Source organism: Pseudomonas sp. SMN5, from assembly GCF_052041925.1.
Classification (GTDB): Bacteria; Pseudomonadota; Gammaproteobacteria; order Pseudomonadales; family Pseudomonadaceae; genus Aquipseudomonas.
Window position 1 is genome coordinate 41,593 of sequence record NZ_JBKGGX010000029.1, and the last position, 26,164, is coordinate 67,756.

At 62.9% G+C, this 26,164-nt stretch carries 24 protein-coding genes; 9 read left to right on the top strand and 15 right to left on the bottom strand.

The window, feature by feature from the left end:
* Positions 1-53: 53 nt before the first annotated feature.
* The 14 genes from ACLEJR_RS23270 to ACLEJR_RS23335 form a co-directional block, all read right to left on the bottom strand.
* A complete protein-coding gene (locus ACLEJR_RS23270) occupies positions 54-3,149 on the bottom strand; it encodes an MdtB/MuxB family multidrug efflux RND transporter permease subunit (protein ID WP_440798448.1) in 3,096 nt (1,031 codons plus the stop codon).
* Positions 3,146-4,462 carry an MdtA/MuxA family multidrug efflux RND transporter periplasmic adaptor subunit gene (locus tag ACLEJR_RS23275; RefSeq protein WP_440798446.1) on the bottom strand — a complete coding sequence of 439 codons (1,317 nt, stop codon included), beginning with the start codon at positions 4,460-4,462 and terminating at the stop codon, positions 3,146-3,148. The genes ACLEJR_RS23270 and ACLEJR_RS23275 overlap by 4 nt, the downstream gene beginning before the upstream one ends.
* A gap of 193 nt (positions 4,463-4,655) precedes the next feature.
* Positions 4,656-5,156 (bottom strand): thiol peroxidase, encoded by a 501-nt coding sequence (tpx, locus tag ACLEJR_RS23280; RefSeq protein ID WP_440798444.1) that lies wholly within the window; start codon positions 5,154-5,156, stop codon positions 4,656-4,658.
* Positions 5,157-5,403: 247 nt separating this feature from the next.
* The gene (locus ACLEJR_RS23285; RefSeq protein ID WP_440816788.1) at positions 5,404-6,075 is read right to left on the bottom strand and encodes a DUF3313 domain-containing protein; all 672 of its coding nucleotides are present in this window, start codon (positions 6,073-6,075) and stop codon (positions 5,404-5,406) included.
* Between the two features lie 238 nt (positions 6,076-6,313).
* The gene (locus ACLEJR_RS23290; RefSeq protein ID WP_440798440.1) at positions 6,314-7,297 is read right to left on the bottom strand and encodes a LysR substrate-binding domain-containing protein; all 984 of its coding nucleotides are present in this window, start codon (positions 7,295-7,297) and stop codon (positions 6,314-6,316) included.
* Between the two features lie 233 nt (positions 7,298-7,530).
* Positions 7,531-8,475, bottom strand: a complete 945-nt coding sequence (locus ACLEJR_RS23295) for a peptidylprolyl isomerase (protein ID WP_440798438.1) — start codon at positions 8,473-8,475, stop codon at positions 7,531-7,533.
* Entirely contained in the window at positions 8,472-8,951 is a 480-nt protein-coding gene (locus ACLEJR_RS23300) for a YbjN domain-containing protein (protein WP_440816790.1), read from the bottom strand. Before ACLEJR_RS23300 ends, ACLEJR_RS23295 begins: the two co-directional genes overlap by 4 nt.
* A gap of 18 nt (positions 8,952-8,969) precedes the next feature.
* Complete coding sequence (locus tag ACLEJR_RS23305) at positions 8,970-9,617, bottom strand: DNA repair protein (protein ID WP_440816793.1); 648 nt, start codon at positions 9,615-9,617, stop codon at positions 8,970-8,972.
* A 15-nt stretch (positions 9,618-9,632) separates the two neighbouring features.
* On the bottom strand, positions 9,633-11,324 hold the full coding sequence (locus ACLEJR_RS23310; protein WP_440816795.1) for a putative porin: 1,692 nt from the start codon (positions 11,322-11,324) through the stop codon (positions 9,633-9,635).
* Between the two features lie 38 nt (positions 11,325-11,362).
* A complete protein-coding gene (locus ACLEJR_RS23315) occupies positions 11,363-12,067 on the bottom strand; it encodes an energy transducer TonB family protein (protein ID WP_440816797.1) in 705 nt (234 codons plus the stop codon).
* Positions 12,068-12,069: 2 nt separating this feature from the next.
* Positions 12,070-12,495 carry an ExbD/TolR family protein gene (locus tag ACLEJR_RS23320; RefSeq protein WP_003201710.1) on the bottom strand — a complete coding sequence of 142 codons (426 nt, stop codon included), beginning with the start codon at positions 12,493-12,495 and terminating at the stop codon, positions 12,070-12,072.
* A 10-nt stretch (positions 12,496-12,505) separates the two neighbouring features.
* Positions 12,506-14,305, bottom strand: coding sequence for a DUF2341 domain-containing protein (locus tag ACLEJR_RS23325; RefSeq protein WP_440816800.1), 1,800 nt, complete (start codon positions 14,303-14,305; stop codon positions 12,506-12,508).
* A 17-nt stretch (positions 14,306-14,322) separates the two neighbouring features.
* On the bottom strand, positions 14,323-15,885 hold the full coding sequence (locus tag ACLEJR_RS23330; RefSeq protein ID WP_440816816.1) for a ShlB/FhaC/HecB family hemolysin secretion/activation protein: 1,563 nt from the start codon (positions 15,883-15,885) through the stop codon (positions 14,323-14,325).
* Between the two features lie 68 nt (positions 15,886-15,953).
* Positions 15,954-16,556: a transposase gene (locus ACLEJR_RS23335; RefSeq protein ID WP_440816803.1), complete on the bottom strand. Its 603-nt coding sequence runs from the start codon at positions 16,554-16,556 to the stop codon at positions 15,954-15,956.
* Between the two features lie 1,139 nt (positions 16,557-17,695).
* On the opposite strand from ACLEJR_RS23335, the gene ACLEJR_RS23340 reads away from it, so the two are divergent.
* The 8 genes from ACLEJR_RS23340 (at position 17,696) to ACLEJR_RS23375 (ending at position 24,548) form a co-directional block, all read left to right on the top strand.
* Complete coding sequence (locus tag ACLEJR_RS23340) at positions 17,696-18,286, top strand: amino acid synthesis family protein (RefSeq protein ID WP_440798422.1); 591 nt, start codon at positions 17,696-17,698, stop codon at positions 18,284-18,286.
* Positions 18,287-18,331: 45 nt separating this feature from the next.
* The gene (locus ACLEJR_RS23345; protein WP_440816806.1) at positions 18,332-19,165 is read left to right on the top strand and encodes an alpha/beta fold hydrolase; all 834 of its coding nucleotides are present in this window, start codon (positions 18,332-18,334) and stop codon (positions 19,163-19,165) included.
* Positions 19,162-20,643: an aldehyde dehydrogenase gene (locus tag ACLEJR_RS23350; RefSeq protein ID WP_440798418.1), complete on the top strand. Its 1,482-nt coding sequence runs from the start codon at positions 19,162-19,164 to the stop codon at positions 20,641-20,643. The genes ACLEJR_RS23345 and ACLEJR_RS23350 overlap by 4 nt, the downstream gene beginning before the upstream one ends.
* A 12-nt stretch (positions 20,644-20,655) precedes the next feature.
* On the top strand, positions 20,656-21,141 hold the full coding sequence (locus tag ACLEJR_RS23355; RefSeq protein WP_042728215.1) for a flavin reductase family protein: 486 nt from the start codon (positions 20,656-20,658) through the stop codon (positions 21,139-21,141).
* Positions 21,142-21,295: 154 nt separating this feature from the next.
* Positions 21,296-22,771 (top strand): NAD-dependent succinate-semialdehyde dehydrogenase, encoded by a 1,476-nt coding sequence (locus ACLEJR_RS23360; RefSeq protein WP_440798415.1) that lies wholly within the window; start codon positions 21,296-21,298, stop codon positions 22,769-22,771.
* Positions 22,768-23,172 carry a carboxymuconolactone decarboxylase family protein gene (locus ACLEJR_RS23365; RefSeq protein ID WP_310362778.1) on the top strand — a complete coding sequence of 135 codons (405 nt, stop codon included), beginning with the start codon at positions 22,768-22,770 and terminating at the stop codon, positions 23,170-23,172. The genes ACLEJR_RS23360 and ACLEJR_RS23365 overlap by 4 nt, the downstream gene beginning before the upstream one ends.
* A 58-nt stretch (positions 23,173-23,230) precedes the next feature.
* The gene (locus ACLEJR_RS23370; protein ID WP_440798412.1) at positions 23,231-23,983 is read left to right on the top strand and encodes a GntR family transcriptional regulator; all 753 of its coding nucleotides are present in this window, start codon (positions 23,231-23,233) and stop codon (positions 23,981-23,983) included.
* 1 nt (position 23,984) lies between these two features.
* Positions 23,985-24,548, top strand: a complete 564-nt coding sequence (locus tag ACLEJR_RS23375; RefSeq protein WP_440816809.1) for an NUDIX hydrolase — start codon at positions 23,985-23,987, stop codon at positions 24,546-24,548.
* A 97-nt stretch (positions 24,549-24,645) separates the two neighbouring features.
* Here the strand turns inward: ACLEJR_RS23375 and ACLEJR_RS23380 are convergent, their stop codons facing one another.
* Positions 24,646-24,942: a DUF1330 domain-containing protein gene (locus tag ACLEJR_RS23380; protein ID WP_440816811.1), complete on the bottom strand. Its 297-nt coding sequence runs from the start codon at positions 24,940-24,942 to the stop codon at positions 24,646-24,648.
* 83 nt (positions 24,943-25,025) lie between these two features.
* On the opposite strand from ACLEJR_RS23380, the gene ribBA reads away from it, so the two are divergent.
* Entirely contained in the window at positions 25,026-26,135 is a 1,110-nt protein-coding gene (ribBA, locus tag ACLEJR_RS23385; RefSeq protein WP_440798407.1) for a bifunctional 3,4-dihydroxy-2-butanone-4-phosphate synthase/GTP cyclohydrolase II, read from the top strand.
* The last annotated feature ends 29 nt before the right edge of the window (positions 26,136-26,164 follow it).

Here is a 26,164-nt window from a genome sequence, read left to right on the forward strand (position 1 = left end):
CAGCGGGAGCAAGCTCCCTCGCCACAGGGTATGCGGCCGGCCCACGCTGCGCCTCATGCCTGCACCTCTTTCCCATCAACCCGGGCAAAGCGCCGCCCCAAGCGATCGAAATACAGGTAGATCACCGGGGTGGTGAACAGCGTCAGCACCTGGCTCACCAGCAACCCACCGACCATCACCAACCCCAATGGCTGGCGCAGTTCGGCGCCGGAGCCGGTGGCCAGCATCAGCGGCACTGCACCGAACAAGGCCGCCAGGGTGGTCATCAGGATCGGCCTGAAACGCAGCAGCGCGGCTTGATAGATCGCCGTCTGCGGGTCCACGCCCTGATTGCGTTCGGCGTCGAGGGCGAAGTCGATCATCATGATCGCGTTTTTCTTGACGATGCCGATCAGCAGGATGATCCCGATGATCGCGATCATGCCCAGGTCGTTACCGCTGAGTATCAATGCCAGCAAGGCGCCGATGGCCGCCGAGGGCAAGGTGGACAGGATGGTGATCGGGTGGATGTAGCTCTCGTACAGCACGCCCAGCACGATGTACATGGTCACCACCGCCGCCAGGATCAGCAGCAGCGTACTCGACAACGATGCCTGGAAGGCCTGGGCCGCTCCCTGGAATTGCGTCTGTACGCCTATCGGCATGCCGATGTCCTGCTGGACCTTTTCGATCACGTCCACTGCATGCCCGAGGGCTACGCCCGGCGCCAGGTTGAACGACATCATCACCGCCGGGAACTGGCCGATGTGGGCAATCGCCAGTTGCGCCTGGCGCTCCTCGACATGGGCCAGGCTCGACAGCCGCACCTGGCCGCCATCGGTGGTCTTGACGTGGATCTGATCCAACGCCTGGGGGCCAATCCGCTCGCCGGCCTGGGCCTGCAATACCACGCGGTATTGGCTGGCCTGGGTGTAAATGGTGGAGATCTGCCGTTGGCCAAAGGCGTCATACAGCGCGTCAGTGATGTTCGCCACCGAGACGCCCAGGCGTGAAGCCGCGTCGCGGTCGATCACCAGATAGACCTGCAAGCCCTTGTCCTGCAAATCACTGGCGACATCGGTCAGTTCCGGCTGGCGCGCCAGGGCTTCGGCGAGACGGCCGCTCCAGAGGCTGAGCAACTCGGCGTCCGGCGACGACAGGCTGAACTGGTACTGGGTGCGGCTGACCCGGTCTTCAATGGTCAGGTCTTGCACCGGCTGCATGAACAGCCGAATGCCCACCAGCCGGTCCAGCTGCGGCTGCAAGCGGGCAATGATCGCCGTTGCGCTGTCATCCCGCTGATTGTGGGGTTTGAGGTTGATCAGCAAGCGGCCGCTGTTGAGCGTCGCATTGTCGCCATCCACGCCGATGTAGGACGACAGGCTGTCCACGGCAGGGTCGGCAAGGATCACCTTGGCAAGCTCCTGCTGGCGCTCGCTCATGGCAGCAAAGGAAATCGATTGCGGGGCTTCGGAAATGCCTTGGATCACTCCAGTGTCCTGCACCGGAAAGAACCCTTTGGGCACCGCCAGATAGAGCACCACCGTCAAGACCAGGCTGCCCACCGCCACCAGCAAGGTCAGCGGCTGGTGCTTGAGCACCCACTGCAGCTTGCGCCCATAGGCGGCAATCAACCAGTCGATCCAGGCGCCGCTGGCGCGGTAGAAGCGGCCCTGCTCTTCTTCCTTGGGCTCACGCTTGAGCAACCGCGCGCACATCATCGGCGTCAGGGTCAGCGACACCACCAGCGAAATCAGGATCGCCACTGCCAGAGTAATGGCGAATTCGCGGAACAGCCGCCCGACCACGTCGGCCATGAACAGCAGCGGAATCAGCACGGCAATCAGCGACAACGTCAGGGACACCAGGGTGAAGCCGATCTGCCGGGCGCCCTTGAGCGCGGCCTGCAACGGGCTGTCGCCTTCCTCGATGTAGCGGGCAATGTTCTCCAGCATGACGATGGCGTCGTCCACCACGAACCCGGTGGCGATGGTCAAGGCCATCAGCGTCAGGTTGTTGATGGAGAACCCTGCCAGGTACATCACGCCGAACGTGCCGATCAGCGACAGCGGTACAGCTACGGAAGGAATGATGGTGGCGCTGAAACGGCGCAGGAACAGGAACGTCACCATCACCACCAGGGCGATGGCGATCAGCAATTCATGCTGCACGTCGGTGACCGAGGCACGGATGGTCTGGGTCCGGTCGGTCAGCACGGTGACGTCCAGGCCGGCCGGCAGGTTGTCGGTGATGCTCGGCAACAGGGCCTTGATCCGGTCCACCACTTCGATAACGTTGGCCCCTGGCTGGCGTTGGATATTCAGCAGCACGGCCTGGTTTTCATTGGCCCAGGCGGCAAGGCGTTCGTTTTCCGCGCCGTCGACGATCTGTGCCACGTCCTTGAGCCGCAACGGCGCGCCGTTGGCGTAGGCCAGGATCAGTTCGGCGTAGTCCTTGGGCGAGGTCAACTGGTCATTGGCGTCGAGCATCGAGACCCGGGTCGGGCCGTCGAAGTTACCCTTGGGCTGGTTGACGTTGGATGCGCTGATCAGCGTACGTACGTCCGCCAGATTGAGCCCGTTGGCCGCCAGGGCCTCGGGATTGACCTTGATCCGCACGGCCTGGCGCTGGCCTCCGGCGATGGTGACCATGCCGACCCCGCTGATCTGGGCGATCTTCTGCGCCATACGCGTATCGACCAGGTCATTGAGCTTGGGCAGCAGCATGGTCTTGGAGGTGATCGCCAGGGTCAGGACCGGGGTATCGGCCGGGTTGACCTTGTTGTAGACCGGGGGCGCCGGCAGGTCGTCGGGCAGCAGGTTGGTGGCCGCGTTGATCGCCGCCTGCACCTGCTGTTCGGCGACATCCATGTTGGTTTCGAGGTTGAAGCGCAGGGTAATCACCGACGCACCGCCGGAGCTGGTGGACGCCATCTGCGTCAGGCCCGGCATCTGCCCGAATTGCCGCTCCAAGGGGGCGGTTACGGCGCTGGTCATCACGTCGGGGCTGGCACCGGGGTACAGGGTCATCACGCGGATGGTCGGGTAGTCGACCTGGGGCAAGGCCGACACCGGCAGCAGTCGATAAGCGATCAGGCCGGCCAGGACAATGGCCAGCATGCTCAGCGTGGTGGCGACCGGGCGAAGGATGAACAGCCGCGAGAGATTCATGCGCCGTCCTTTTTCGCCTTGTCGGCCGCAGCCGGCTCATCCGGGGCTGCCGCGGTCTTGCCCTGCAGGTGCTCGGTCGGCGTGGTGGGCACGTCCCGGCTGTCATTGACCACCTCCACCTCACTGCCTTCCTTCAAGCGGTCGGTGCCCTCGAGCACGACTCGGTCACCGGCGGCCAGGCCTTCGGTGATCACGGTGTTCTCGCCGTCGCTGGCCCCGACCTTCAGCTTCCGGATGGTCACTTTCTTGTCGCCTTCCAGGGCGTAGACGAAGGTGCCATTGGTGCCGAACTGAATGGCCGCGGTCGGTGCCAGCACTACGCCTTTGAGGGTGTCGGCGAGCAGGCGCACATTGACGAACTGGTTGGGGAACAGCGACTGATCGCGGTTTTCGTAGCGAGCCTTGAACTTCAGCGTACCGGTGGTGACGTCGATCTGGTTGTCGAGGCTTTGCAGCACACCGCTGGCCTGGAGTTTCACGTCGCCACGGTCCCAGGCTTCCACCGGCAGCTTCGCACCGCTGCGGTAGCGTGCGAGTACGGTTTCCAGGTTGTTTTCGGGCAGGGTGAACACGACGCTGATGGGTTGGGTCTGGGTGATGACCGCCAGGGCGGTGGTGTCATTGGCCGCCACCAGGTTGCCGATGTCCAGTTGCCGAAGGCCGACCCGCCCAGAGATGGGAGCGCGGATCTTGGTGAATTCCAGGTTGAGCCTGGCGTCGTTGACCGCTGCCTGGTTGGTCTTGACCGTGCCCTGGTACTGACCTACCAGCGCGGCGGCCGTATCTAGGGTCTGCTTGGCGATGCTGTCTTCGGCGTAGAGGCCACGGTAGCGCTCAAGATCAACCTGGGCATTCTTCAACTGCGCCTGGTTCTGCAACAACGTGCCTTCGGCCTGGAGCAAGGCGTTCTGGTAGGGGCGCGGATCGATTTCAGCCAGCAAATCGCCGGCCTTGACCATCTGCCCTTCTTCGAAAGCCACCTTGACCAGTTCACCGCCGACCCGGCTGCGCACATTGATGGTGTTGAGGGCAGTGACCGTGCCCAATGCCTTGTAATACAGCGGGAAATCCCCGGTGACCGCCGGCGCCACCCGAACCGGGATCGGCCCCGTTGCGCCGCCAAATCCAGGTCGCATGCCGCCCGAGCGTCCCATGTGCCCGGCTGCGGCCTTCTGCCCTGCCCCAGGCTTCTGGCCTGTGGCGGTGGGCCAGAACTTCCAGGCCAGCAGCGCGACGACCAGGACGATGAACAGGCCGAACAGCCAGCGACGGGAATTGCGGGAAACAGAGGATGGCATGGAGTGGTCAACCATTGGGCGCGTGGGCTTCTTTTACGGAAGGCTGAACGATAAGCACTGTCGGATATTTAGCAAAGCGCCTTTACCGGCAATTTACCTTGGGCTTACGGATCCCGAAGTCAGCTAAGACGTTGAAACACAAATGAAAACGGCCTGGACTCAAGGCCCGGGCCGTCAACAAATGTAATAAATGCTTATATCAGGAAACTTATTTCAAGGCAGCCAGAGCAGCGTCGTAGTTCGGCTCTTCGGCGATTTCCTTCACCAGTTCGCTATGCAGCACGGTGTCGTTCTCGTCCAGCACGACCACGGCACGGGCGGTCAAGCCTTTGAGTGGGCCGTCGGCAATCGCCACGCCGTAGTCCTGAATGAATTCGGCGCCGCGCAGGGTCGAGAGGTTCTGTACATTTTCCAGGCCTTCGGCACCGCAGAAGCGCGCCTGGGCGAACGGCAGGTCGGCGGAGATGCACAGCACGACGGTGTTATCCAGGCCGTTGGCCTGAGCGTTGAACTTGCGCACCGAGGTGGCGCAGGTCGGCGTGTCGACGCTTGGGAAGATGTTCAGCACTTTGCGCTTGCCGGCGAGGCTCGCCAGGGTGACGTCGGACAGGTTGCCGGCCACCAGGGAAAAGGCTGGCGCCTTGGAGCCGACTTGCGGCAGCTGGCCGTTGACTTGCACCGGATTGCCTTTGAGCGTGACTGTAGCCATGAACGGATTCCTTCTGACAGGTTTGAAAAAGGCTGAGGCCGGAAGTTAACCATGAAATGGTTGCGCGACCTATGGTTGGAGACAAAAAGTCATGGTGTGGACCACGCTACTGGCTGAAGGTTTGGACGAACACTGTGGCGAGGGAGCTTGCTCCCGCTTGAGTGCGCAGCACTCACATAGGGCTGCTGCGCAGCCCAGCGGGAGCAAGCTCCCTCGCCGCAGGGGGCCGGCGATTTGCTCAGGTTGCTTATTTGGATTTGAGCTTGAGGTATGACTGTTGCAGATCCGCTGCCCAGCCATCGATCACGCCCTTGACGTCGTCGGGCTTCATCACCTGGGATTCGTTGGACAAGGGCTTGCCCGTGCCCTTACGCACGACCTGGGCCACCACGGCATTGGTGCCGCCGTCGAGGAACACCGCTTCGGTGCCCAGGGTGGTTTCCTGGTCACGGATGCCGCTGGCGGTGCTGACCGCCGCCGCCACTAGCGCAATCGGCACCACTTCATAGGGTTTCAGGCCTTCGGTCTTGCTGCTGACCGCCGTAATGGCCGCACGCATCACCAGGACACCGGGGCCCGGCGCGGTTGCCAGGGGCAAGGATTTTCCCGCTTCGCGCTGGAGCGCCTGGTCGTAGTAGCCGGTTATTCCGGACAGGGTCGCCTGGGGGATTTTCACGGTTGGCTGGGGCTTGGGGTACAGCTGGGTCGGCTCGATATAGAAGCTGGTGTATTTGTCCAGATCGATCTTCGGATCGACCCACCGCATCACCTCGGCCCCCGACGGTGATTTTTCTTCCTTCAGACGACTGTAGTCGCCGAGAAATCCCGAGTACTCATCCGGCTGGGTGACTTTGCTGGAGCAACCCGCCAGGACAAGCGAGGCGATGCACACGGTTCCAATCACTGACGCGAGCTTCATGCTGTCACTCCTTTAAGCCACACAAGACGGGGCGGAACTACAGGTATAGCCACAGGTATAGCCACAGGTATAGCCAATGCATGGGGATTTGCCTGTCCCGGGGCTCGCATCACCCACCATTGTGTGAGCGAGCCTGCTCGCGATGGCGGTGGTTCAGTTGGCATCGACGTTGGCTGACACACCGCTATCGCGAGCAGGCTCGCTCCCACAATGGATGCGGGTCTCCCCTGTGGGGCGGTCAGGTTTGAAACCAGTCCCTGCGCTCATCCAGCGTGTGGCGAATCAGTTCGATGAGCATCTGCACTTCGGGCGAAGCTTCGGCCTGGGCATTGACCGTCATCCACAAATGCCGCTGCATGTTTTGCTCGAACAGCCCCGGCAAGGCGACCAGCCCTCGGTCGAAGCGACTGATGTACTGCGGCAACAGTCCGATGCAGGCGCTGCAGCGGATCATTTCCAGCATCAGCTCGTAGGATTGCACCTGCACCACGCCGGCCCGGCGTTGCTCCAGCAGCGTATTCCACGGCGCAAAGCTGTCCACCTGCTGGTCCGCCTGCCATTGCACGAGCATGTAGTCGCTCAGGCCGTCAAGGCAGTCCGGGCGGGTGGCTGGCCGGGAATAGCGCTTGGCGATGTGCGGCACGTAATTCAGGCTTGCCAATCGGTCAGCCGGCAGCGTGGCGAAGCTCGGCCCCGGCGCCGACACCTGCGCATCGCTTAACCACAACACCAGATCGGCGCTGACGGCGTGCAAGGCCATTTCGCTGTCCAGCGTGAGGATCTGCAACCGTGCGCTGGCGTTGCGTCGCAGCAACGAGATCAGGTCGCGCCCCAGAATGTCATGCAGGATCGGCTCGGCCACGGCCAGGCGAATCAATGGCTGCTCGTCGTGCGGCGGTGGGCCGTCGTTCATCAGGGCGATCAAGCGCGCCTGCAATTGCCGGCCTTCGCGGCTGAGGGTCAAGGCGCTGCCCTGGAAGCTGAACAGCGGCCGTTGCAGTCGCGCTTCGAGCTGCGCCAACTGTTTGCGCAACCAGGTCGCCTTGACGTTGAGGCTACGGGCCGCTTGCATGAAACAGCCACAACGGGCACTGACCAGGAAGCACTGGGCCACCGCAGGCTCGATGCTGCCGGCCGATGCCAGCCAGGGATCGGCGGACCGTAGCGGCGTGCGGTAGGGGCTGATGATGGCCTGGCGTCCTGCGGGCTCGGTAAAGGTCATGGGTGACTCCCTGTCGGTTGTTCAAAAAAGCGAGGGCTGCGCGATGACTCGACCCAGGCACATCCCCTTGTGGCGAGGGAGCTTGCTCCCGCTGGGCTGCGCAGCAGCCCTAAAGCCGGCATCGATTGATTCCTGAAAAGAACGCGGTCAAGTTTATTGGGGCCGCTTCGCCCGAGGCGTCGGACCGTCCCAGCGGGAGCAAGCTCCCTCGTCACGGGATCAGGAGCGAGAAACTAACGCACCTCCTCTAGCACCTTGCTCAGCTGAGCGCCGTCGATACTCAGCGTCGCCGTATCGAGCATGCCGTCCAGGTAAGCCTTGGCGATCTGCTCCTGGCGCTGGGCGCGCAGGGCCTGGGTCAAGCGCTCGCGGACTTCGTCGAGGGTCGCTTCCCGGGCCGGTTGCTGCTCGGTGAGTTTGATGACGTGAAACCCCGCCGCGCTCTGCACCGGATCCGACACCGAGCCGACCTTCAAGCGCGCCACTGCCTCCCTCACCTGCGGGACCAACTGCTGCAAGGGCTGGAAACCGCTGTCGCCACCCCGCTCCGCGCTGGTGCGATCCTGGGAGAAACGAGTCGCCAGCGCAGCGAACTCGGCCGGTGAAGCCTGGGCCTTCTTGCTCAGGTCCATCGCCTGCCGACGTACCGCCTCAACCGTTTGCGGCTCGCTGGCCGCCAGGAAAATCTGGCTGACACGGTACAACGCTGGCGCGGTCCAGTTGGCTTTCCCGGCGTCATAAGCTTGTTTCAACTCTTCTTCGCTGGGGTACCCGGCCGGAACCTGACTGACAGACTGCAAGTAATCGCGAAACACAATCTGCTCGGTGGCCGCACGGGTCTGACGCTCCACCTCAGGGCGCTGGCGCCAACCTTGGGCATCCGCCTGTTCCAACACGGCTTTTTCCGCCAGGCGTGCGCGAATCCAACCCTCAAGCGCGGCCCGATTGCCACGCATCTGCTGACGAACCTCAGGAGCCAGGGCCGCCAGCAGGGCTTTGAGTTCTTCCGGGCTGACTTGCTGGTTGCCCAGCCGGGCCAGGCTTGGCGAGTCGGCTTGCAACACACTGGCAGTCTGCACCGCCGCCACCGGATCGTTGCCCGGACGCAGGCCAAGCACCACCGCCGTAGCGACCAGGCCCAACGCAGCGGCGCTGATGACGAAGGTCGGCTTTTTCACGATGCGCTCGCCTCTTCCAGCGCGGTTTCGGCAGGCTCGGCCCGGGTCTGCGAACGTGCGGCGTTCTGGCTGTACTCGCGCAGGTACACGATGAATTCCTGCAACAGTCGATCCCAGAGTTCGAGGTTGCTGCGCAAGTGATCGGCGCTGACGCCGGCGGCGACCACCACATCCATTTCCATCAGCAGGAACTCACCTTGCAACGACAATCGGGCAAAGCGTCGCGAGGCGTTCCACAGCTCGGCCAAACCGGCCGGCAGTTCACCTTGCACGCGCAGTGCGCAGCTGAAGGTAAAGTCCATGTAATGCCCTGGGGTCGCCGTCGGGTTGCCGAAACGCACGGCGAAACCGATGCCCTGGCTGGCGCTGAGCAATTGCACGATGCCGTTCTGCTCGGTTTCGTTGACCCGGTAACCGGCGGCTTGCAACAGTTCGGTCAGGGATTTTGCGCTGACGTGTTCAACCATTGAGGTCATGTCATTCTTCCTTGCGAATCAATGAGTGATCGAGGCCTGGGGCGCATCGAAACGGTTCTTGTAGAGATCATCGCCAAAGCCTTGGGCCAGTTCCTCGAAACGCACCCGGGTCCTGGCGGCGAACGGCTGGCGGATTTTCATGACGTCCGCCACGTCGATGGTTTCGTAAGCGTGCAGCAGGTTCTTGGCGACTTCGTACATCTGTTGATTCTTGACCGAACATTGCTGCACTTGTGTGTCACGCTCGGTCAATTGCGCCTCCAGACGGGCCCGCTCGGTTTCCTTGCCACGGGCCAGGGTCAACAGCTCGTCATAAGCTTTCTTGAACTTGCCGATCTGTTCGTTGCTGGCCGCCACTTGGGCCTGGGCCTGGTTTTGCAGGTTTTGCTGGTGCCCGGCCAACTGCTCGTTCAAGGCCTGGGCCTTGTTCAATTGCGCAGTCAGTTGCTTGATCTGCGCCTGGGCCTCCCTGGCCTGGTTTTCCGCGGCCTGCCGGGCAGCACTGGCCTGGGCCTGTTCGCTCTGCAGGGTCTGCAACTGTGCAGTGGTGCTGCGCAACTGCGCCCGCAGTCGCTCCTCCAGGCCCTCGCCGTGGGCACTGGCATTGACCAGCAAGCCCAGCATCAACAATGCGGCGGGATACGGATTCATGGCTCGCCTTTTCATGAGGCCTCCCTGCGCTTAGAAGCGCGTATTGATTTCAAGCTGCAAGACATCGATGTCGTACGGTGCGCCGTACACCGCTTCGGAACTCAACCAGCGACCGGTGGCGTAGACGTTGCTCGCCAGGCCGTAGTTGCCGCCCAGGAAATAGCCCTTGGCATTGGTGCCGCCCAGGTGGAAGGACGAATCGTTGAAACCGTCCGGCAAGGCGTCCGGCTGGATGTACTTGTAGCCGGCGAACAGGTTCCAGTCGCCTTCGCGCCTGAGCTCCAGCGCGTTGCCCAGGGTGAACTGGAGCATCCAGGCGTTGGCGCCGCTTTCCACCTCGCCATCGCTGTCCAGGTTGTTGGCGAACTGCCCGGCCGAGCGCTTGCGCATCTCGCCTTCGTCATAGCCCAGGTTGTGTACGTAATGCGCCTGGCTGCGCAGTTTCAGGTCCGCGGGCAGGTCGGTATCCAGCGCCAGGTTCAGGTCCAGCAGATTGAACTCCGAGGCCAGGCCGACGTACTGTGGTTGTGGCGTGGTGGACGGGTTGAGTGGGTTGGGCAGGATGTCGCGTAGCAGGAACACCGTGTTGCCCTTCTGCATGAAGGCCACGCGCGAACCGTCGCTGTCGCAACCCGGATCACCGGCCCACGGTTGGCACGGCGACGAACGCTGGCCTTCGATGTCGTCGAAGCGGTAATACGCCATTGCGCCCTTGATACGGTTGCTGTCGTTGATCGCCCAGTTGGCCCCCAATTGCGCACCGTACAGCCACTTGGTGTCGCTCTCCTCTTTGTCTGTCCCGTTGCTGGTGCTGGTGTCGTTGGTGTACTCCACCGGAAACGCACCGACGGTGCCGAACAGCCCCCAATCCTGGTTGAGCTTGTGGTTGAAAATCGCCGCCACGCCGTCGAAGTTCAGGTCACCGGAATACAACAGGTCGGTGGAAAAAAACGGGTTGGCAATGCGCCCGCCGGTCAAGGTCAACTCATCCGACGGCTTCCAGGTCAGGTAACCCTGGTCGAGCCAGATGTCCTTCTTGCCGAAACCACCGCCCAGCGTCTGGGTGGTGGACACCGGGTTGTTGTCCGAGCCGGTGCCGATCCGGATACCGGCGGTCCATTGCGGCGCGATCACCGCTTTCATGCCCAGGCGTGCTCGCAGGCGGAACAGGTTTTCCCGGTCTTCGCGGGTGTTGAGCAACGGCGGCAGGCTGGCGCTGCTGTTGGGGTTGACGTCATACGGGCCCTTGTCGTTGAGCCGGGCGAAGTCGACGATCTGGTTGCTGTTGGTCCCCGAGTAATAGCGTGACTCATCGCGCAGGCGAATGTCGCCATCGAAACTGATGCGCGAGACCCAATCCGGGAACGTGTTGGGCTGGGCCCAGTTCTCCTGCCTGGCGGTGGCCATGACTTCCGCCTTGACCTGATCGCGGATCTGCTCGCGCACGATGTTCGGCACGTATTGCACGCGCACGTCGCCCGGCGCGCCCGTGGGCGCTGCGGCAACCGTTGCCGAGGCCTGGCGGGCCTGCACGGCTTCGCGCTCGGCCTGGGCAATCAGGCTATCAGCCTGGTCCTGCTTCAATACGCCCTGCTGCACGAGCAAGCGGATCAGATTGATCGTGGCGTTTTCCGAAGGCGCCGGGGCTGCCGTCGCATGTGCGGCCAGGCCCAGCACCACCAGGCCGACCGCCCACGACAATCGATTCACATTGGAAATCATCTGCACACAACTCCTGTTGGCAAACTTTCAATATTCGGTTAACCCGGACGCCGTCCCTGCAAGGACAGGCGCACAGGCAGAGTCAGGGAGGCCGGTGGCCGTTCGCTCAAATGCGGCGCGGCACGCAGGGCGGAAATCACTTGCTCATCCACCTGCGGGTTGCCACTGGACTTGACCAGCTCGACCCGGGTGATCTCGCCCACGGCACTGAGCCAGACGTCGGCCTGCAGCGAGAACGCCAGGCTGCGCAGCTCAGGGTTTTCCCGCAGCAAACGCTGGAAGGTGAACGCCAGGAACTGGCTGTAGGTGCCATTACCGAGGCGCCCGCCCCCTGCCCCGGCCATGCCTGAGCCCTTGCCGGCACCGATGTTGAAGGCGTCGTTACCAGCCTGGGCGTCGCCGTCCATCTGCATCGGGTTGGCCAGGTCATCCACCGGTGACGGCGGCGCTTCTTCCTCGGGCTTGACCTCTTCGGGTTCCGGGGTCGGCTCTGGCTCGACCACCTTCTCCTCGACCTTGGGCTCCGGTTCCTTGGGCTTCTCCGGGGGTGGCGGGGGTGGAGGCGGCAGCGGGATGATGGTCGGCACTTTCGGCGCTTCACGGCGTACGCCGCTCATGTCGTTGGCCCACTGCCACAGCAGCCATGCCGCCACGGCACCCAGCACCAGGGCAGCGGCCCACTTGAACAGGCGCAGTGGCGAGGGCTTCACCGGGGGCGGATTAATGGGAAGTCTGGCGGTCATGGTCAGCCCTGGCTCGGTTTGCCGGTCACCAGACCGACCTGGGACAGTTCCAGGCGCCGCAACAGGTCCAGCACCTCGATGACTTTCTGGTACTGCACCGTGGCGTCACCGCGCACGATTACCGGGAAGTCCGGGCTCTGGGCCTTCTCGATGCGCAGGCGTTCTTCCAGTTCAGCCAATGTCACCGGGTAGGCATCGAGGAACACCTGGCCACCGTCATTCACCGAAATTGCCTTGGTCTTGGCCTCCGACAGCGACACCGAGGCACTGGCCTTGGGCAGGTTGATCTGGATGCCCGAGACCTGTGCCGTAGCGGTGAGGATGAACATCACCAGCACCACCATCAGCACATCCACCAGCGGCGTGATGTTGATGCTGTCGACGGCGGCATCATCGTCGTCATCGTGTGAAGCGTTTACGCTAGCCATCGCGATGTCCTCAGGCCGGTACGAACGATTGAGCGTGATGGTCACGGCGCGGGGTCGCTTCGCCGGGCTGGCCTTCGCCGTGCAGCTCCGCCAGGCGCGTGATGAATTCGTCGACGAACACCCGCATGTCGGCACTGACTTCCTTGTTGCGGGTGATCAAGCGGTTGTAGCCGAACAGCGCGGGGATCGCGACGAACAGGCCCATGGCGGTGGCGAGCAGTGCCGCAGCCATGCCTGGAGCGATGGCGTTGATGTTCACATCGCCGGCCATCGCCGTGCCGAGGAACACCACCATGATCCCCAGCACGGTGCCGAGCAGGCCGATGTAGGGGCCGCCGGCGATGGCGTTGGACAGGGTCGAGAGTTTCGAACTGAGCTGCTGGTTTTCCCGGGTGCGTACGCCGTCCATGGAGCAACGGATCGCTTCGATGGTGGCCGCCGAGACGCTTGACGTGTCGGCGCCCTGCTCACGGCGGGTGCGGATCTCCTTGACCGCCACCAGGTACAATCGCCACAGCGACGAATGTTGCAGGCGCTGGGCGAGTTCCTGGTCGTCGGCGAACATTTCCAGGCGCGTGCCGATCCGGGCGAACTGTTCGCGAAACGCCTCGTTCGCACGGCTGACCCGGCTGACCATACGGTTTTTGCGCAGCATGATGATCCACGACTGGAACATCATCAGCACCAGGATCGCGATGATCACCCAGGCATCCATCGGCACGGCATTGAGCAGGAAACCCAGGCTGCCGAAGCCAAAGCCGGACTGTTCCTCATCGACGCCGTACGCCACCAGTTTCGATTCGGCGCCCTGGGCGTTGGCGTCGGCGAGCAACAGCGGCGCCGGGCGGGCGACCTTGGACAGCCGTGCTTCGTCCATCGCCCCGCTGAACGGCGCGAAGGCACCGGCGGAAATGTCGGCGCCCAGCGCAATCGGCGAGTTGAATGCCGGCATCGCCACGGCGAGGCTCGCGGTTTCCCGGCCATTGAGGTACAGCACCACCCGGTCGCCCGAGGCCGTCAACGCCAGGTGCTGCCACTGGCCTGGGTTCAACGGCTGGGTCGAGACGGCGCGCTGACCATTGATGGCCACGAACGGCGTGCCTTGATTGACGCCGATCAGCAGGCTGGCGGCGGCTTCATGCCGGGCCAGGACGACCTGCTCGCCACTGGCCTGGTCCTGGCGCAACCAGGCGCTGAAGGTGAACGCGCCACCGGCGTTGTGCTGCAATGACGCACTGGCCGGCAGCAACAGTGGCTGGCCATTGAATTGCAGGGCACGGCCGATTACCCCATCGATGCCGGTGCCGACCGCGCCCTGGGGATTGTTTCCGTACGCCGTGGTGTCCTTGGGCGGCACGCCGGTGGCACCGTCGAAGTGGTACAGCGCGGTGTAATCCGGATCGAAGGTCAGCTGACCGCTGCCGGCGGCCGGCGCCTTCTGGTTGCCGTAGTACATCCACAGGTCCTGGCGTTGACCGCCCTCCACACTCGGCACATCGACCCAGATCAACGCCATGCCCATCAGCGGGTCGAAGCTTTCGATCTGGTGGTTGAACACGGTCTTGTCGTCGGCACTGACGAAGCGCAGGTCGGAACCGTCCTCCTTGACCCCGTCGAAGGTAAAGTTGCCGGTGTGCAGGCGCACCAGCAATGCGCTGCGCCCCAGAGCCTGGGCGATAGCCGCGCCCTGAGGCGTGGTGTCCACCGAGATCTGTTTACGGTAGTGCCAATCGTCCTGCCACCAGGCATTGGCGGTTGCCGGAAGAACCAGCCCCAGGCAAATCAACAGAGATAACAATAAGCGTTGCATGGACATGACTCCTGGGTTCAAAACGTCGCTTGCAGGTTGAAGTGCAGGCGCGATTCCTTTTTCGAGGTGTTCGGCCCGTCGAGCAGCGGGAGGCCCCAATCGACACTCCCGGACAACCACTTGCTCAGGCTCGCCCGGGTACCGAGGCCAACACTGGCAAGGGCGTAGTCGGCGTCCTGGTCGGGCAGCTCGTCACGCAGGTACAACTGCGCGCCTTCGGCAAAGGCATAGAAGCGCCACTCCTGGACGTAGCTGCCAAGAAACCTGGCGAGGGATGGCGTGCGCAGCTCCTGGGACAGCAGGTAGCCGTCGTCCCCGGTGCGTTCGGCCGCCAGATAACCGCGCACCGAGGTCGCGCCTCCGGCGGAGAACTGCTCGTTGGAGACCAGCGGTCCGGAGGCCAGTTGGAAGGCCGCCTTGGATGCGGTTTGCCAGTCGTTGCCGAAGGTAAAGGTGTAGCTGGCGTCCCCCTTGAGCACGGCGAAGCTGGGGCTGGCGCGGTAGCGTTTGTAGTCGAAATCTTCGTCGGAGCTGCCGTAGCCCAGCAGGCTGCGAGTACCGGCCACCAGGCTCAGGCCCAGACCCAATTGGCTGTCCTGGGTGTAACGCAGCCCGTTATAGGCGAAGGTGAACGGCGCGTACTTGAGCGGCGCCTTGTCACTGGAACCACCGAGGGTCAGTTCTTCATCGAAATCCTTGAAATCCACGCCGGCGGACAAGGTGTTGGCCCAGGCGCCACTGGATGGCAGCGTGTAAATCGCCGAAACCCCGTACGAATGCCCTTTGCCCAACACGTTGCTGCCGCCGACGGTCGCCACGTTGCTGTCGGACTGGTAGCCGGAAAATTGCACGCTCCAACGTTCGTCCAGTGGTGCGGTATATGAACCGGACCAGACCTTGGCATTGTCGGTGTCCTGAGGCGCGGTGAAGAAGGTCAGCGAAACGCTGTGACCCAGTTGCCAAAGGTTGTTGTGGCCGAGGCTGGCGACGGTCCGCAGCCTCTCGGTGTCGGCACTGTAGTCGTTGTTCAGGCCCAGGCTGGCTTGCCAGGGATTCTGGTCTTCCACTTGCAGGTCCACGTCCATGGTGCCTGGTCTTTGCCCTTCACGGACCAACGGCATGACCTGGCGGCCGGGCGTCTTGTTCAACTGCGCCAGCTCGCTCTGGACCTGGGCGAAATCGGGCACCTGGCCTTCCTGGAGGGCCGGTACTTCTTCGCGGATTTCCACCGGGGAATAGTGTTTGGCGCCCACCACCCGTACCCGACCGACCTTGGTCTCGCTGACTTGCAGGTAAACGATGCCGTCTTCGACTTTCTGTTCCGGCAACTCGACGAACACCGATTGATAGCCACGCGCCTGATAGACCTTTTGCAAGGCGTCCCGGGCGCCTTCGATGTCGCTCAAGGCCTTTTGTGGACCGAGGAACGGGTATACCGCCTCCTCGATGGCCCGGGCATCGAGCACGGTGTTGCCGCGCACGAAATACTCGTTCACGTCCACCAGGCGCGCTGCGGGTTCGGCAGCGTCTTGCCCTGCTTCGCCAGCCAATGCCGACGGCCCCCCGACCGCCAGCAACAGCCAGCCCCACAGCGCCGGCCGCGATTTGAAAAAATGCTCCACACCACCCCCTGAGTTCAAAGTACGGCTCAATTGCTTGCAGTCGACGTCGTGGCGTGCCGAGCCAGCCAGGTGTGCAGCAGCGCGAAGTTCAAGGAGAACTCGGGCATTTGCAGCAAGGCGCCACAGAACACTTCACCGATGATTTTCTGGATGAGTCTTACTGCCCGCGCATCGCCCAGCAGGGTGGCGAGGTCTTTGCTCAAAACGTTGAAACTCCAGACTTTCTGGTTCAGGTCCAGGCCGACGAACCAGCGGAACAGCAGGTTGTAGTTGAGTTGCTCGTAGAGTTGCTGCTCGCTGGGCACCGAATAAAGCAATTGCAGCAGGAGGATGTGCATGACGGTCTGCGGCGCGATGAGCATCTGGGCGTCGGCATTGAGCCCTTGCAAGACATCGCGATGATCGTTGAGCAGGTCGTCGATCTGCGGACGCAACAACACCAGCGAATGCCCCTGGGGAATGTAGCTGGACACTTCCTTGAGCGCGCCCTGCCAGTCATCCTGGGAAACGATCCAGACCCACGGCGCGCCGTAGCGATACACCGAAACCGGCTGCTTGCGCGCCGCCTCGACGATCTTCGACAGCCGCTGGTCAAGCTCCTGCATACCCACTTTCGAATAACGTTCCATAGTTCCCATCGCCTCACTCCCGCCCTCGCGCCCCGGCTCCGAACGACCCTTTGCAGGCCCTTCGAACACGTCACACAGGCATGACGGGAATGGCGATGTGCTACCGAACTTTTGTCATGAAAGCTTCATTCTTAGAGAAATGGGTGGACCTTGCCTGGCAGCAGATCCCCCGCTGGAGCGAGGCTGCTCGCGATGGCGGTGGGTCAGTTGGCAATGAGGATGGATGGACGGCCGCTATCGCGAGCAGGCTCGCTTCCACAGGGTTCTTGAGGCGGATACGAAATTGTATTCCCACCTGAATCCACTGTGGGAGCGAGCCTGCTCGCGATAGCGGTGGGTCTGCCGAAGAAGAGGTTGAATGCACCGGCGCCTTCGCGGGTAAACCCGCTCCCACAGGGCGTTGAGGCGGATACGAAATTGTATTCACACCTGAATCCACTGTGGGAGCGAGCCTGCTCGCGATAGCGGTGGGTCTGCTGAAGAAGAGGTTGAATGTACCGCCGCCTTCGCGAGTAAACCCGCTCCCACAGGCGTTGAGGCGGATACGAAATTGTATTCACACCTAAATCCACTGTGGGAGCTAGCCTGCTCGCGATGATGCCGTGGGCCTCGGCGCGGTGATGAGTGTCGGACCTGCACCATTGAATTCACCTGCACCCGTGCATGCATCTGGGTTGCCGTAGGGGTCGAGCTGGCTGCGCACCCGTCACGGCAGTTTCAGATGCCATTGCGGGATGCGCTGGCGCGGGCTGAGGCGTCAGCCGCGGGAACTGATACTCGTGCAGACTTCATCGGTGTAGCTGTAGGTCGTGTCTTATGCTCGTGTTGACGACCGTGAACCGCTCGCCGGAGATAAAGCGCCTGCCCGTCGCGATCCTTGCGTCGTTTCGAATGGATCGAATAGGTGCAACAAGAGGGCTGACAAGCGCCTGTTGCACTGAAAGAGGGACATTTATCCCATGAGGATGGATGGCCCTCGCTCTTTTTGTGGCGGTTACAAATTGCTCTCCCGCCACCCCGACCGGCTCACCCCCTTTTGTCGCCCCTTGCGAACATTCTGAAAGCCGCCTCTTGCGCTTACAGTATTATGGTATACCATCATACGCACAGACTTCTCTCACCCTCCTACGGAGCAGCTCATGAGTTTCGAAATTCGCAAGATCGTCAGCTATGTCGACGAAACCTTCATCGAAGGCGGCAAGGCCACGGATAAGCCGGTGACCATGGTCGGGTTGGCGGTGGTCATGAAGAACCCTTGGCTGGGCCGCGGTTTTGTCGAAGACCTGAAACCGGAAATCCGCGCAAACTGCTCCGACCTCGGCGCACTGATGGTCGAGCGCCTGGTAGGCATCATCGGCGGCGCGGACAAGATCGAAGCCTACGGCAAGGCCGCCGTGGTCGGCGCCGACGGTGAAATCGAACACGCGTCTGCCGTCATCCACACCCTGCGCTTTGGCAATCACTATCGCGAAGCGGTCAAGGCCAAGAGCTACTTGAGCTTCACCAACAAGCGCGGCGGCCCGGGCACCTCGATCCAGATTCCGATGATGCACAAGGACGACGAAGGCCTGCGTTCGCACTACATCACCCTGGAAATGCAGATCGAAGACGCTCCGCGCGCCGACGAAATCGTCGTGGTCCTGGGTTGCGCCGATGGCGGCCGCCTGCATCCGCGTATCGGCAACCGCTACATCGACCTGGAAGAACTGGCCGCTGAAAAGGCGCAGTGAACCAGCCCGGTTGACCACAATAAAAAAGGCAAGCAGGAGCGCTCCATGATTCGGCTCACCGCTGAACTCACCCCGGCCGGCACCAGTTACCTGGCGAGCGGCCAAGGCCAGCCCGTGGTCTTGATCCACGGCGTGGGCCTGAACAAAGAAATGTGGGGCGGCCAGGTCGTTGGCCTGGCCACGAAATACCGCGTGATTGCCTACGACATGCTCGGCCATGGCGCAAGCCCGCGTCCGGCCGGCGGCACCGGCTTGCTCGGCTACGCCGACCAGTTGCTGGAATTGCTCGACCACTTGCAATTGCCTCAGGCCTCGGTGGTCGGCTTTTCCATGGGCGGGTTGGTGGCACGTGCGTTCGCCTTGCATTACCCGCAGCGCCTGCAAAGCCTGGTGGTGCTCAACAGCGTGTTCAACCGCAGCCCCGAGCAACGCGCCGGGGTCATTGCCCGGACAGCCCAAGCCGCCGAGCATGGTCCGGATGCCAATGCCGAAGCCGCGCTGTCGCGCTGGTTCAGCCGCGAATACCAGGCGGCCAACCCGGCGCAGATCGCCGCGTTGCGCCAGACCCTGGCGCAGAACGATCCGCAGGGCTACCTGACCACCTATGAATTGTTCGCCACCCAGGACATGTACCGCGCCGACGACCTGGACAGTATCCAGGCGCCAACGCTGATCGCGACCGGCGAACTGGATCCGGGCTCGACCCCGGAAATGGCCGAGCAACTGGCCGCGCGCATTCCCGGCGCCGCCGTTGCCGTACTCGCCGAGCAACGGCATATGATGCCGGTAGAATCGCCGCGCCTGGTCAACCAGGTGCTGCTCGAATTCCTCGACAAGGCGTACGCCCAACCCAATCCATTAAAGGGGATCGTTGCATGACACTCGCACGCTTCCACATGTGCATCGGCGGTGAATGGGTCGATGCCCTGTCCGGCAAGACCTTCGAAAGCCTGAACCCGGCGCTGGCGCAGGCCTGGGCTGAACTGCCCGATGCCGATGAGGCTGATGTCGAGCGCGCCGTGCAGGCGGCGCAGACCGCCTTCGACAGCCCGGCCTGGCGTGGTCTGACCGCAACCGCTCGCGGCAAGTTGCTGCGACGCCTGGGCGACCTGATCGCCGAAAACAAGGAACAACTGGCCCAGCTCGAAAGCCGCGACAACGGCAAGCTGATCCGTGAGACCCGCGGTCAGGTCGGTTACCTGCCGGAGTTTTTCCACTACACCGCCGGCCTGGCCGACAAGCTCGAAGGCGGCACCCTGCCCCTCGACAAACCGGACCTGTTCGCCTACACCGTGCACGAAGCCATGGGCGTGGTCGCGGCCATCATTCCCTGGAACAGCCCACTGTACCTGACCGCGATCAAGCTGGCCCCGGCACTGGCCGCCGGCAATACCATCGTGATCAAGCCGTCCGAGCATGCGTCAGCGACGATCCTGGAGCTGGCTCGCCTGGCCCTGGAAGCCGGGATCCCGCCGGGCGTAGTCAACGTCGTGACCGGCTACGGCCCCAGCACCGGTGCGGCACTGACCCGTCATCCACTGGTGCGCAAGATCGCCTTTACCGGCGGCGCGGCTACGGCCCGTCATGTGGTACGCAGCAGCGCCGAGAACTTCGCCAAGCTGTCCCTGGAACTGGGTGGGAAATCGCCGAACATCATCTTCGCCGATGCTGATCTGGACAGCGCCATCAATGGGGCGATTGCCGGAATTTACGCCGCATCGGGGCAGAGCTGCGTGTCCGGCTCGCGGCTGCTGGTGCAGGACGAGATCTACGATGAGTTCGTCTCGCGCCTGGAAGAGCGCGCCAGGCGCATCCGCATTGGCAACCCGCAGGACGATGACAGTGAAATGGGCCCGATGGCTACCGCGCAACAACTGGCCGTGGTCGAAGGCCTGGTGGCCGACGCCATCGCCGAGGGCGCGCGCCTGCGCCTGGGTGGCAAACGCCCGACCGGCGTGGGTGACGGCTGGTTCTATGAGCCAACCCTGTTCGAATGCGACCGCAACTCCATGAAGATCATGCAGGAAGAAGTCTTCGGCCCGGTGGCCTCGGTCATCCGGTTCAAGGACGAAGCCGAAGCCCTGGCGATTGCCAACGACTCGCAGTTCGGCCTCGCCGCCGGCATCTGGACCCGCGACCTGGGCCGTGCCCATCGCCTGGCCCGTGACGTGCGCTCCGGGATCATCTGGGTCAACACCTACCGCGCGGTCTCGGCCATGGCGCCGATCGGCGGCTTCAAGAACAGCGGCTATGGACGCGAAAGCGGCATCGATTCGGTGCTGGCCTACACCGAGCTGAAAACGGTGTGGATCAACCTTTCCCAGGCGCCCATGCCTGACCCGTTCGTGATGCGCTAGGAGTCCTGAGAAATGATCGAACCCGGCATTTACAAAGAAGTCATGGGCTCCTTCCCATCCGGCGTCACCGTGGTCACGACCCTGGACCCGGACGGGAACATCGTCGGCATCACCGCCAGTGCGTTCAGCGCCTTGTCGATCGACCCGGCGCTGGTGCTGTTCTGCCCCAACTATGCCTCCGACACCTACCCGATCCTGCGGGACAGCAAGCAATTCGCAATCCACTTGCTGTCCGCCGACCAGACCGCCGAAGCCTACGCCTTCGCCGGCAAAGGCAAGGACAAGGCCAACGGCATCGATTGGCACCTGAGCGACCTCGGCAACCCGATCCTGGCCAAGGCCACGGCGATCATCGAGTGTGAGTTGTGGCGCGAGTACGACGGCGGCGACCACGCCATCATCGTCGGCGCTGTGAAGCACCTGATCCTACCCGAGCAAGCGGTCACGCCGATGATCTATCACAAGGGCAAGCTGGGCGCCCTGCCCGCGTTGGGCTGATTCCAGAATCACAAGCCACGCAATATCCGTGGCGAGGGAGCTTGCTCCCGTTGGGCTGCAAGGCAGCCCCGAAAAAAAGCGAGGGCTGCTGCGCGGCCCGGCGGGAGCAAGCTCCCTCGCCACACGTATTTTTCTATTCTTTCAGGGAGCCGGCATGAGTCCAGCAGCCTTGCAACTGTTCCGCCAGCAGGCCTATATCGACGGCCAATGGCTCGCAGCGCCCGACGGCGCTTGCCAGGACGTTTTCAACCCGGCCAATGGCGAATTGATCGGCCGGGTGCCAAACCTGGCTGCCGAACACACCCGCCAGGCCATCGCTGCCGCCAACAGAGCCTGGCCGGCCTGGCGCGGGCTGACCGCCAAGGAACGCAGCCAGACCCTCAAGCGCTGGCACGGGCTGATGATCGAACAGGCCGACGCGCTGGCAGAAATCCTCACACTCGAACAAGGCAAACCGTTGGCAGAAGCCAAGGGCGAGATTCTCTACGCCGCCAGTTTCATCGAATGGTTTGCCGAAGAAGCCAAGCGCATCTACGGCGACACCATTCCCAGCCACAAGGACGGCGCGCGCATTGTGGTGAGCAAGGAACCGATCGGCGTGGTGGCAGCCATCACCCCGTGGAATTTCCCTGCCGCGATGATCACCCGCAAGGCCGGCCCGGCCCTCGCCGCCGGCTGCCCTTGCATCGTCAAGCCCGCGCCGGAGACGCCGTTCTCGGCCCTGGCGATGGCGGTCCTGGCGGAACAGGCCGGGATTCCCGCCGGCATTTTCAACGTGATCACCGGCGACGCCGTGGCCATCGGCGGCGAGCTGACCGGCAGCCCCCTGGTACGCAAACTCTCGTTCACCGGCTCCACGAACATCGGCAAGTTGCTCATGGCCCAATGCGCGCCGACGCTGAAAAAGGTCTCGCTGGAGCTGGGCGGCAACGCGCCGTTCATCGTCTTTGACGACGCCGACCTGGAGCGTGCGGTGGAAGGCGCGTTGGTCGCCAAGTTCCGCAATGCCGGGCAGACTTGTGTCTGCGTCAATCGCTTCCTGGTCCAGGACGGCATCCACGATGCCTTCGTCGCACGCTTGGCCGAGCGCGTGGCCCAATTGAAGGTCGGCAGCGGCTTCGAGGCAGGCGTGAGCCAAGGTCCGCTGATCAACGAGCGGGCCGTCGCCAAGGTCGAGGACCATGTCCAGGACGCACTCGCCCACGGTGCCCGGCTGCTCTGCGGCGGCGAACGCCATGCCCTCGGCCATGGATTCTTCCAGCCGACGGTATTGGTCGGCGTGACCACACAAATGAAAGTTGCCCGGGACGAAACCTTCGGACCACTGGCGGCGGTTTTCCGTTTCGCCACCGAGGCCGAAGCCATCCACATGGCCAACGACACCGACTCGGGTCTTGCCGCCTATTGCTACACCCGCGACCTGGGCCGCGCCTGGCGCATGAGCGAGGCACTGGAATACGGCATGGTCGGCATCAATGAAGGCCTGATCTCCACCGAGGTCGCGCCGTTCGGCGGCATCAAGACCTCGGGCCTGGGCCGCGAAGGCTCCAAATATGGCATCGACGATTATCTGGAACTCAAATACACCCTGATGGGTGGGCTCGAAGACTTTGGGAGCACGCCGCGATGAGCAACGACAAATACGAACAAGGCCTGAAGATCCGCACCCAGGTACTGGGCGAGGCCTACGTCAAGCGCTCCATCGAGAATGCCGACGACTTCACAAGGCCGTTGCAGGAGATGGTCACCGAATACTGCTGGGGTCATGTCTGGGGCCGCGAGGGTTTGTCGCTCAAGGAGCGCAGCATGATCAACCTGGCGATGATCTCGGCGCTCAATCGCCCGCACGAACTCAAATTGCATGTGCGTGGCGCCTTGCGTAACGGCCTGAGTCGTGAGCAAATACGCGAAATTTTGCTTCAGGTCGGTATCTATTGCGGCGTTCCGGCTGCGGTAGACAGTTTCCGGCTTGCCCGTGAAGCCTTTGCCGAAGCCGATGCCGAGGCCTCCAGTCAACCTTCGGCTGTTTGAACTGAACGCGCAGATGTTGCCCGTTTGGCATGGACAGCCTTACTACAGAGCGGACCCCATGAAACGCCTGCCACTCGACGACAGCTTCAAGGTCAATCGCAACCCCGTTACCCTGCGCGAGATCGTGCTGGATAAACTGCGAAGCGCCATCATGAACTTCCAGCTCCTGCCGGGAGATCGCCTGGTCGAGCGTGACCTGTGCGACCGCCTGGGCGTGAGCCGCACGTCGGTGCGCGAAGCCCTGCGCCACCTGGAATCCGAAGGCCTGGTGGAGTTCGCCGATGCTAAGGGCCCGCGGGTGGCGATCATCACCCTGGCCGACGCCGTCGACATCTATGAGCTGCGCTGCGTGCTGGAAGGCCTGATCGTCCAGTTGTTCACCCTGCGAGCCAAGGCCAAGGACATCAAGGCACTTGAGCGGGCCCTCGAGGAAAACCGCCAGGCCCTCAAGGAAGGCGAGCTGCAACAGGTGATCGATTCGGTGCAAGGCTTCTACGACGTGCTGCTCGAAGGCTCCGGCAACCACGTGGCAGCCACCCAGCTGCGGCAGTTGCAGGCGCGCATCAGTTACCTGCGGGCGACGTCGGTGTCCCAGGAAAACCGTCGCGGCGCCAGCAACCAGGAAATGGAGCGCATGGTCGAGGCCATCAAGAGCGGCGACCCGCTGGCTGCCCACCAGGCCTCGGTGGATCACGTGCGCGCGGCAGCCAAGGTGGCGCTGGAGTACCTCAAGCGCAAGCAGGAAGAAACCGGCGACATCCCCGAGATCACCGCGCCCATCGCCCTGAAAGAACCGCGCATAGGCCACTGACATGTTCAGCCCGAGCTTTTGTCCAAAGTGTGGCGGCAGTGACCTGAATCACCGCCTGCCGGCGGGCGATACCCATGAGCGGCTGATGTGCGACGGCTGCGGCTACATCCATTACGTCAATCCGAAGATTATCGCCGGATGCATCATCGAGCAGGATGGCAAGTACCTGTTGTGCCAACGCGCCATCCCGCCACGCCCAGGCACCTGGACCCTCCCGGCTGGCTTCATGGAGGGCAATGAGACCACTGAGCAGGCCGCGCTGCGGGAAGTCTGGGAAGAAACCGGCGTGCGCGCCGACATAGTTTCGCCCTACTCGATCTTCAGCGTGCCGAAGATCAGCGAGGTCTACATTATCTTCCGCGCCGTCGCCGTGGAAATCACTGGCCAGTTCGGCCCGGAAACCCTCGCCTGCCAGTTCTTCGCTCCCGAAGACATTCCCTGGGACAGCATCTACTACCCGGCCATCCGGCAGATCCTCGAACGTTATATCGAGGAACGCCAGGCTGGCGTCTATGGCATCTACATCGGCAACGACGACAGCGGCAAGATCCATTTCATTCGTTGATCACCCTTGTGGAGCCCAGCCTGTGAAATCCACCTTGTGAAATCCTCTGTGGGAGCGAGCTTGCTCGCTCCCACAGTGAATGATCTGGCATCCACGCCTACGCAGGCGGCACGCCCTCGACAATGATCACTTCGGCCTGGGCCACGTCCTTGCGGTGGCGCTTGGCCTCCTGATACTGCGGCGAGTGGTAGCAAGCCACCGCCTGCTCGTAAGAGTCGAACTCGATCACCACGCTGCGCTGCGGCGTCGCCCTGCCTTCCATCGCTTCGCTACGCCCGCCCCGGGCGAGCATGCGCGCGCCATACAAGGCGAACGCCGCCGGTGCCCGCTGGGTGTATTGACTGTATTGATCGGGGTCGGTGACATCCACATGGGCAATCCAGTACGCCTTCATAGTGACCTCTCGGTTTATTTTGTATTATGGTATACCACAAATTGTTTCCATCCAGCATTTCATAAAGAACAAGAGAGCCCGACATGGCGTTTAACAGCATTCAGGAAATCATCGAAGACTACCGCCTGGGCAAGATGGTGTTGCTGGTGGATGACGAAGACCGCGAAAACGAAGGCGACCTGCTACTCGCCGCCGACTGTTGCAGCGCCCAGGCCATCAGCTTCATGGCCCGGGAAGCCCGTGGGCTGATCTGCCTGACCCTGACCGACGAGCATTGCCAGCGCCTGGGCCTCGAACAGATGGTGCCGAGCAACGGCAGCGTGTTCAGCACCGCGTTCACAGTGTCCATCGAAGCCGCCACGGGCGTGACCACCGGCATTTCCGCCGCCGACAGGGCCCGCACCGTCGCGTCCGCCGTGGCTGCCGATGCCGGCCCTGCCGATATCGTGCAGCCGGGGCACATCTTCCCATTACGCGCCAAGGAAGGTGGCGTGCTGACCCGCGCCGGGCACACCGAAGCCGGTTGCGACCTGGCGCGCCTGGCGGGCTTCACGCCCGCTTCGGTGATCGTCGAGGTGATGAACGACGACGGCACCATGGCCCGTCGCCCGGACCTGGAAGTGTTCGCGCGCAAGCACGGCATCAAGATCGGCACCATCGCCGACCTGATCCACTACCGCCTGAGCACCGAGCACACCGTGGTGCGCATCGGTGAGCGCGAATTGCCGACGGTGCACGGCACCTTCCGCTTGTTCACCTTTGAAGATCGTATCGAGGGCGGCGTGCACATGGCGATGGTCATGGGTGAGATTCGTCGCGACGAACCGACCCTGGTACGAGTGCACGTGATCGACCCGCTGCGGGACCTGGTGGGCGCCGAATACCACGGACCATCCAACTGGACGCTATGGGCGGCGTTACAACGGGTCGCCGAAGAAGGTTGTGGCGTGGTGGTCGTGCTGGCGAACCACGAATCCTCCCAGGCGCTGCTCGAGCGCGTGCCGCAACTCACCCAGCCCCCCAGGCAGTTCAGCCGGTCCCAATCACGCATCTATTCTGAAGTGGGTACCGGGGCGCAGATCCTCCAGGACCTGGGCGTCGGCAAGTTGCGCCACCTGGGGCCACCGCTTAAGTACGCGGGGTTGACAGGGTACGACCTGGAGGTGGTGGAGAGCATTGCGTTTACCGGATGAGCCGAAGCTAACGCGGATCACTGTGGGAG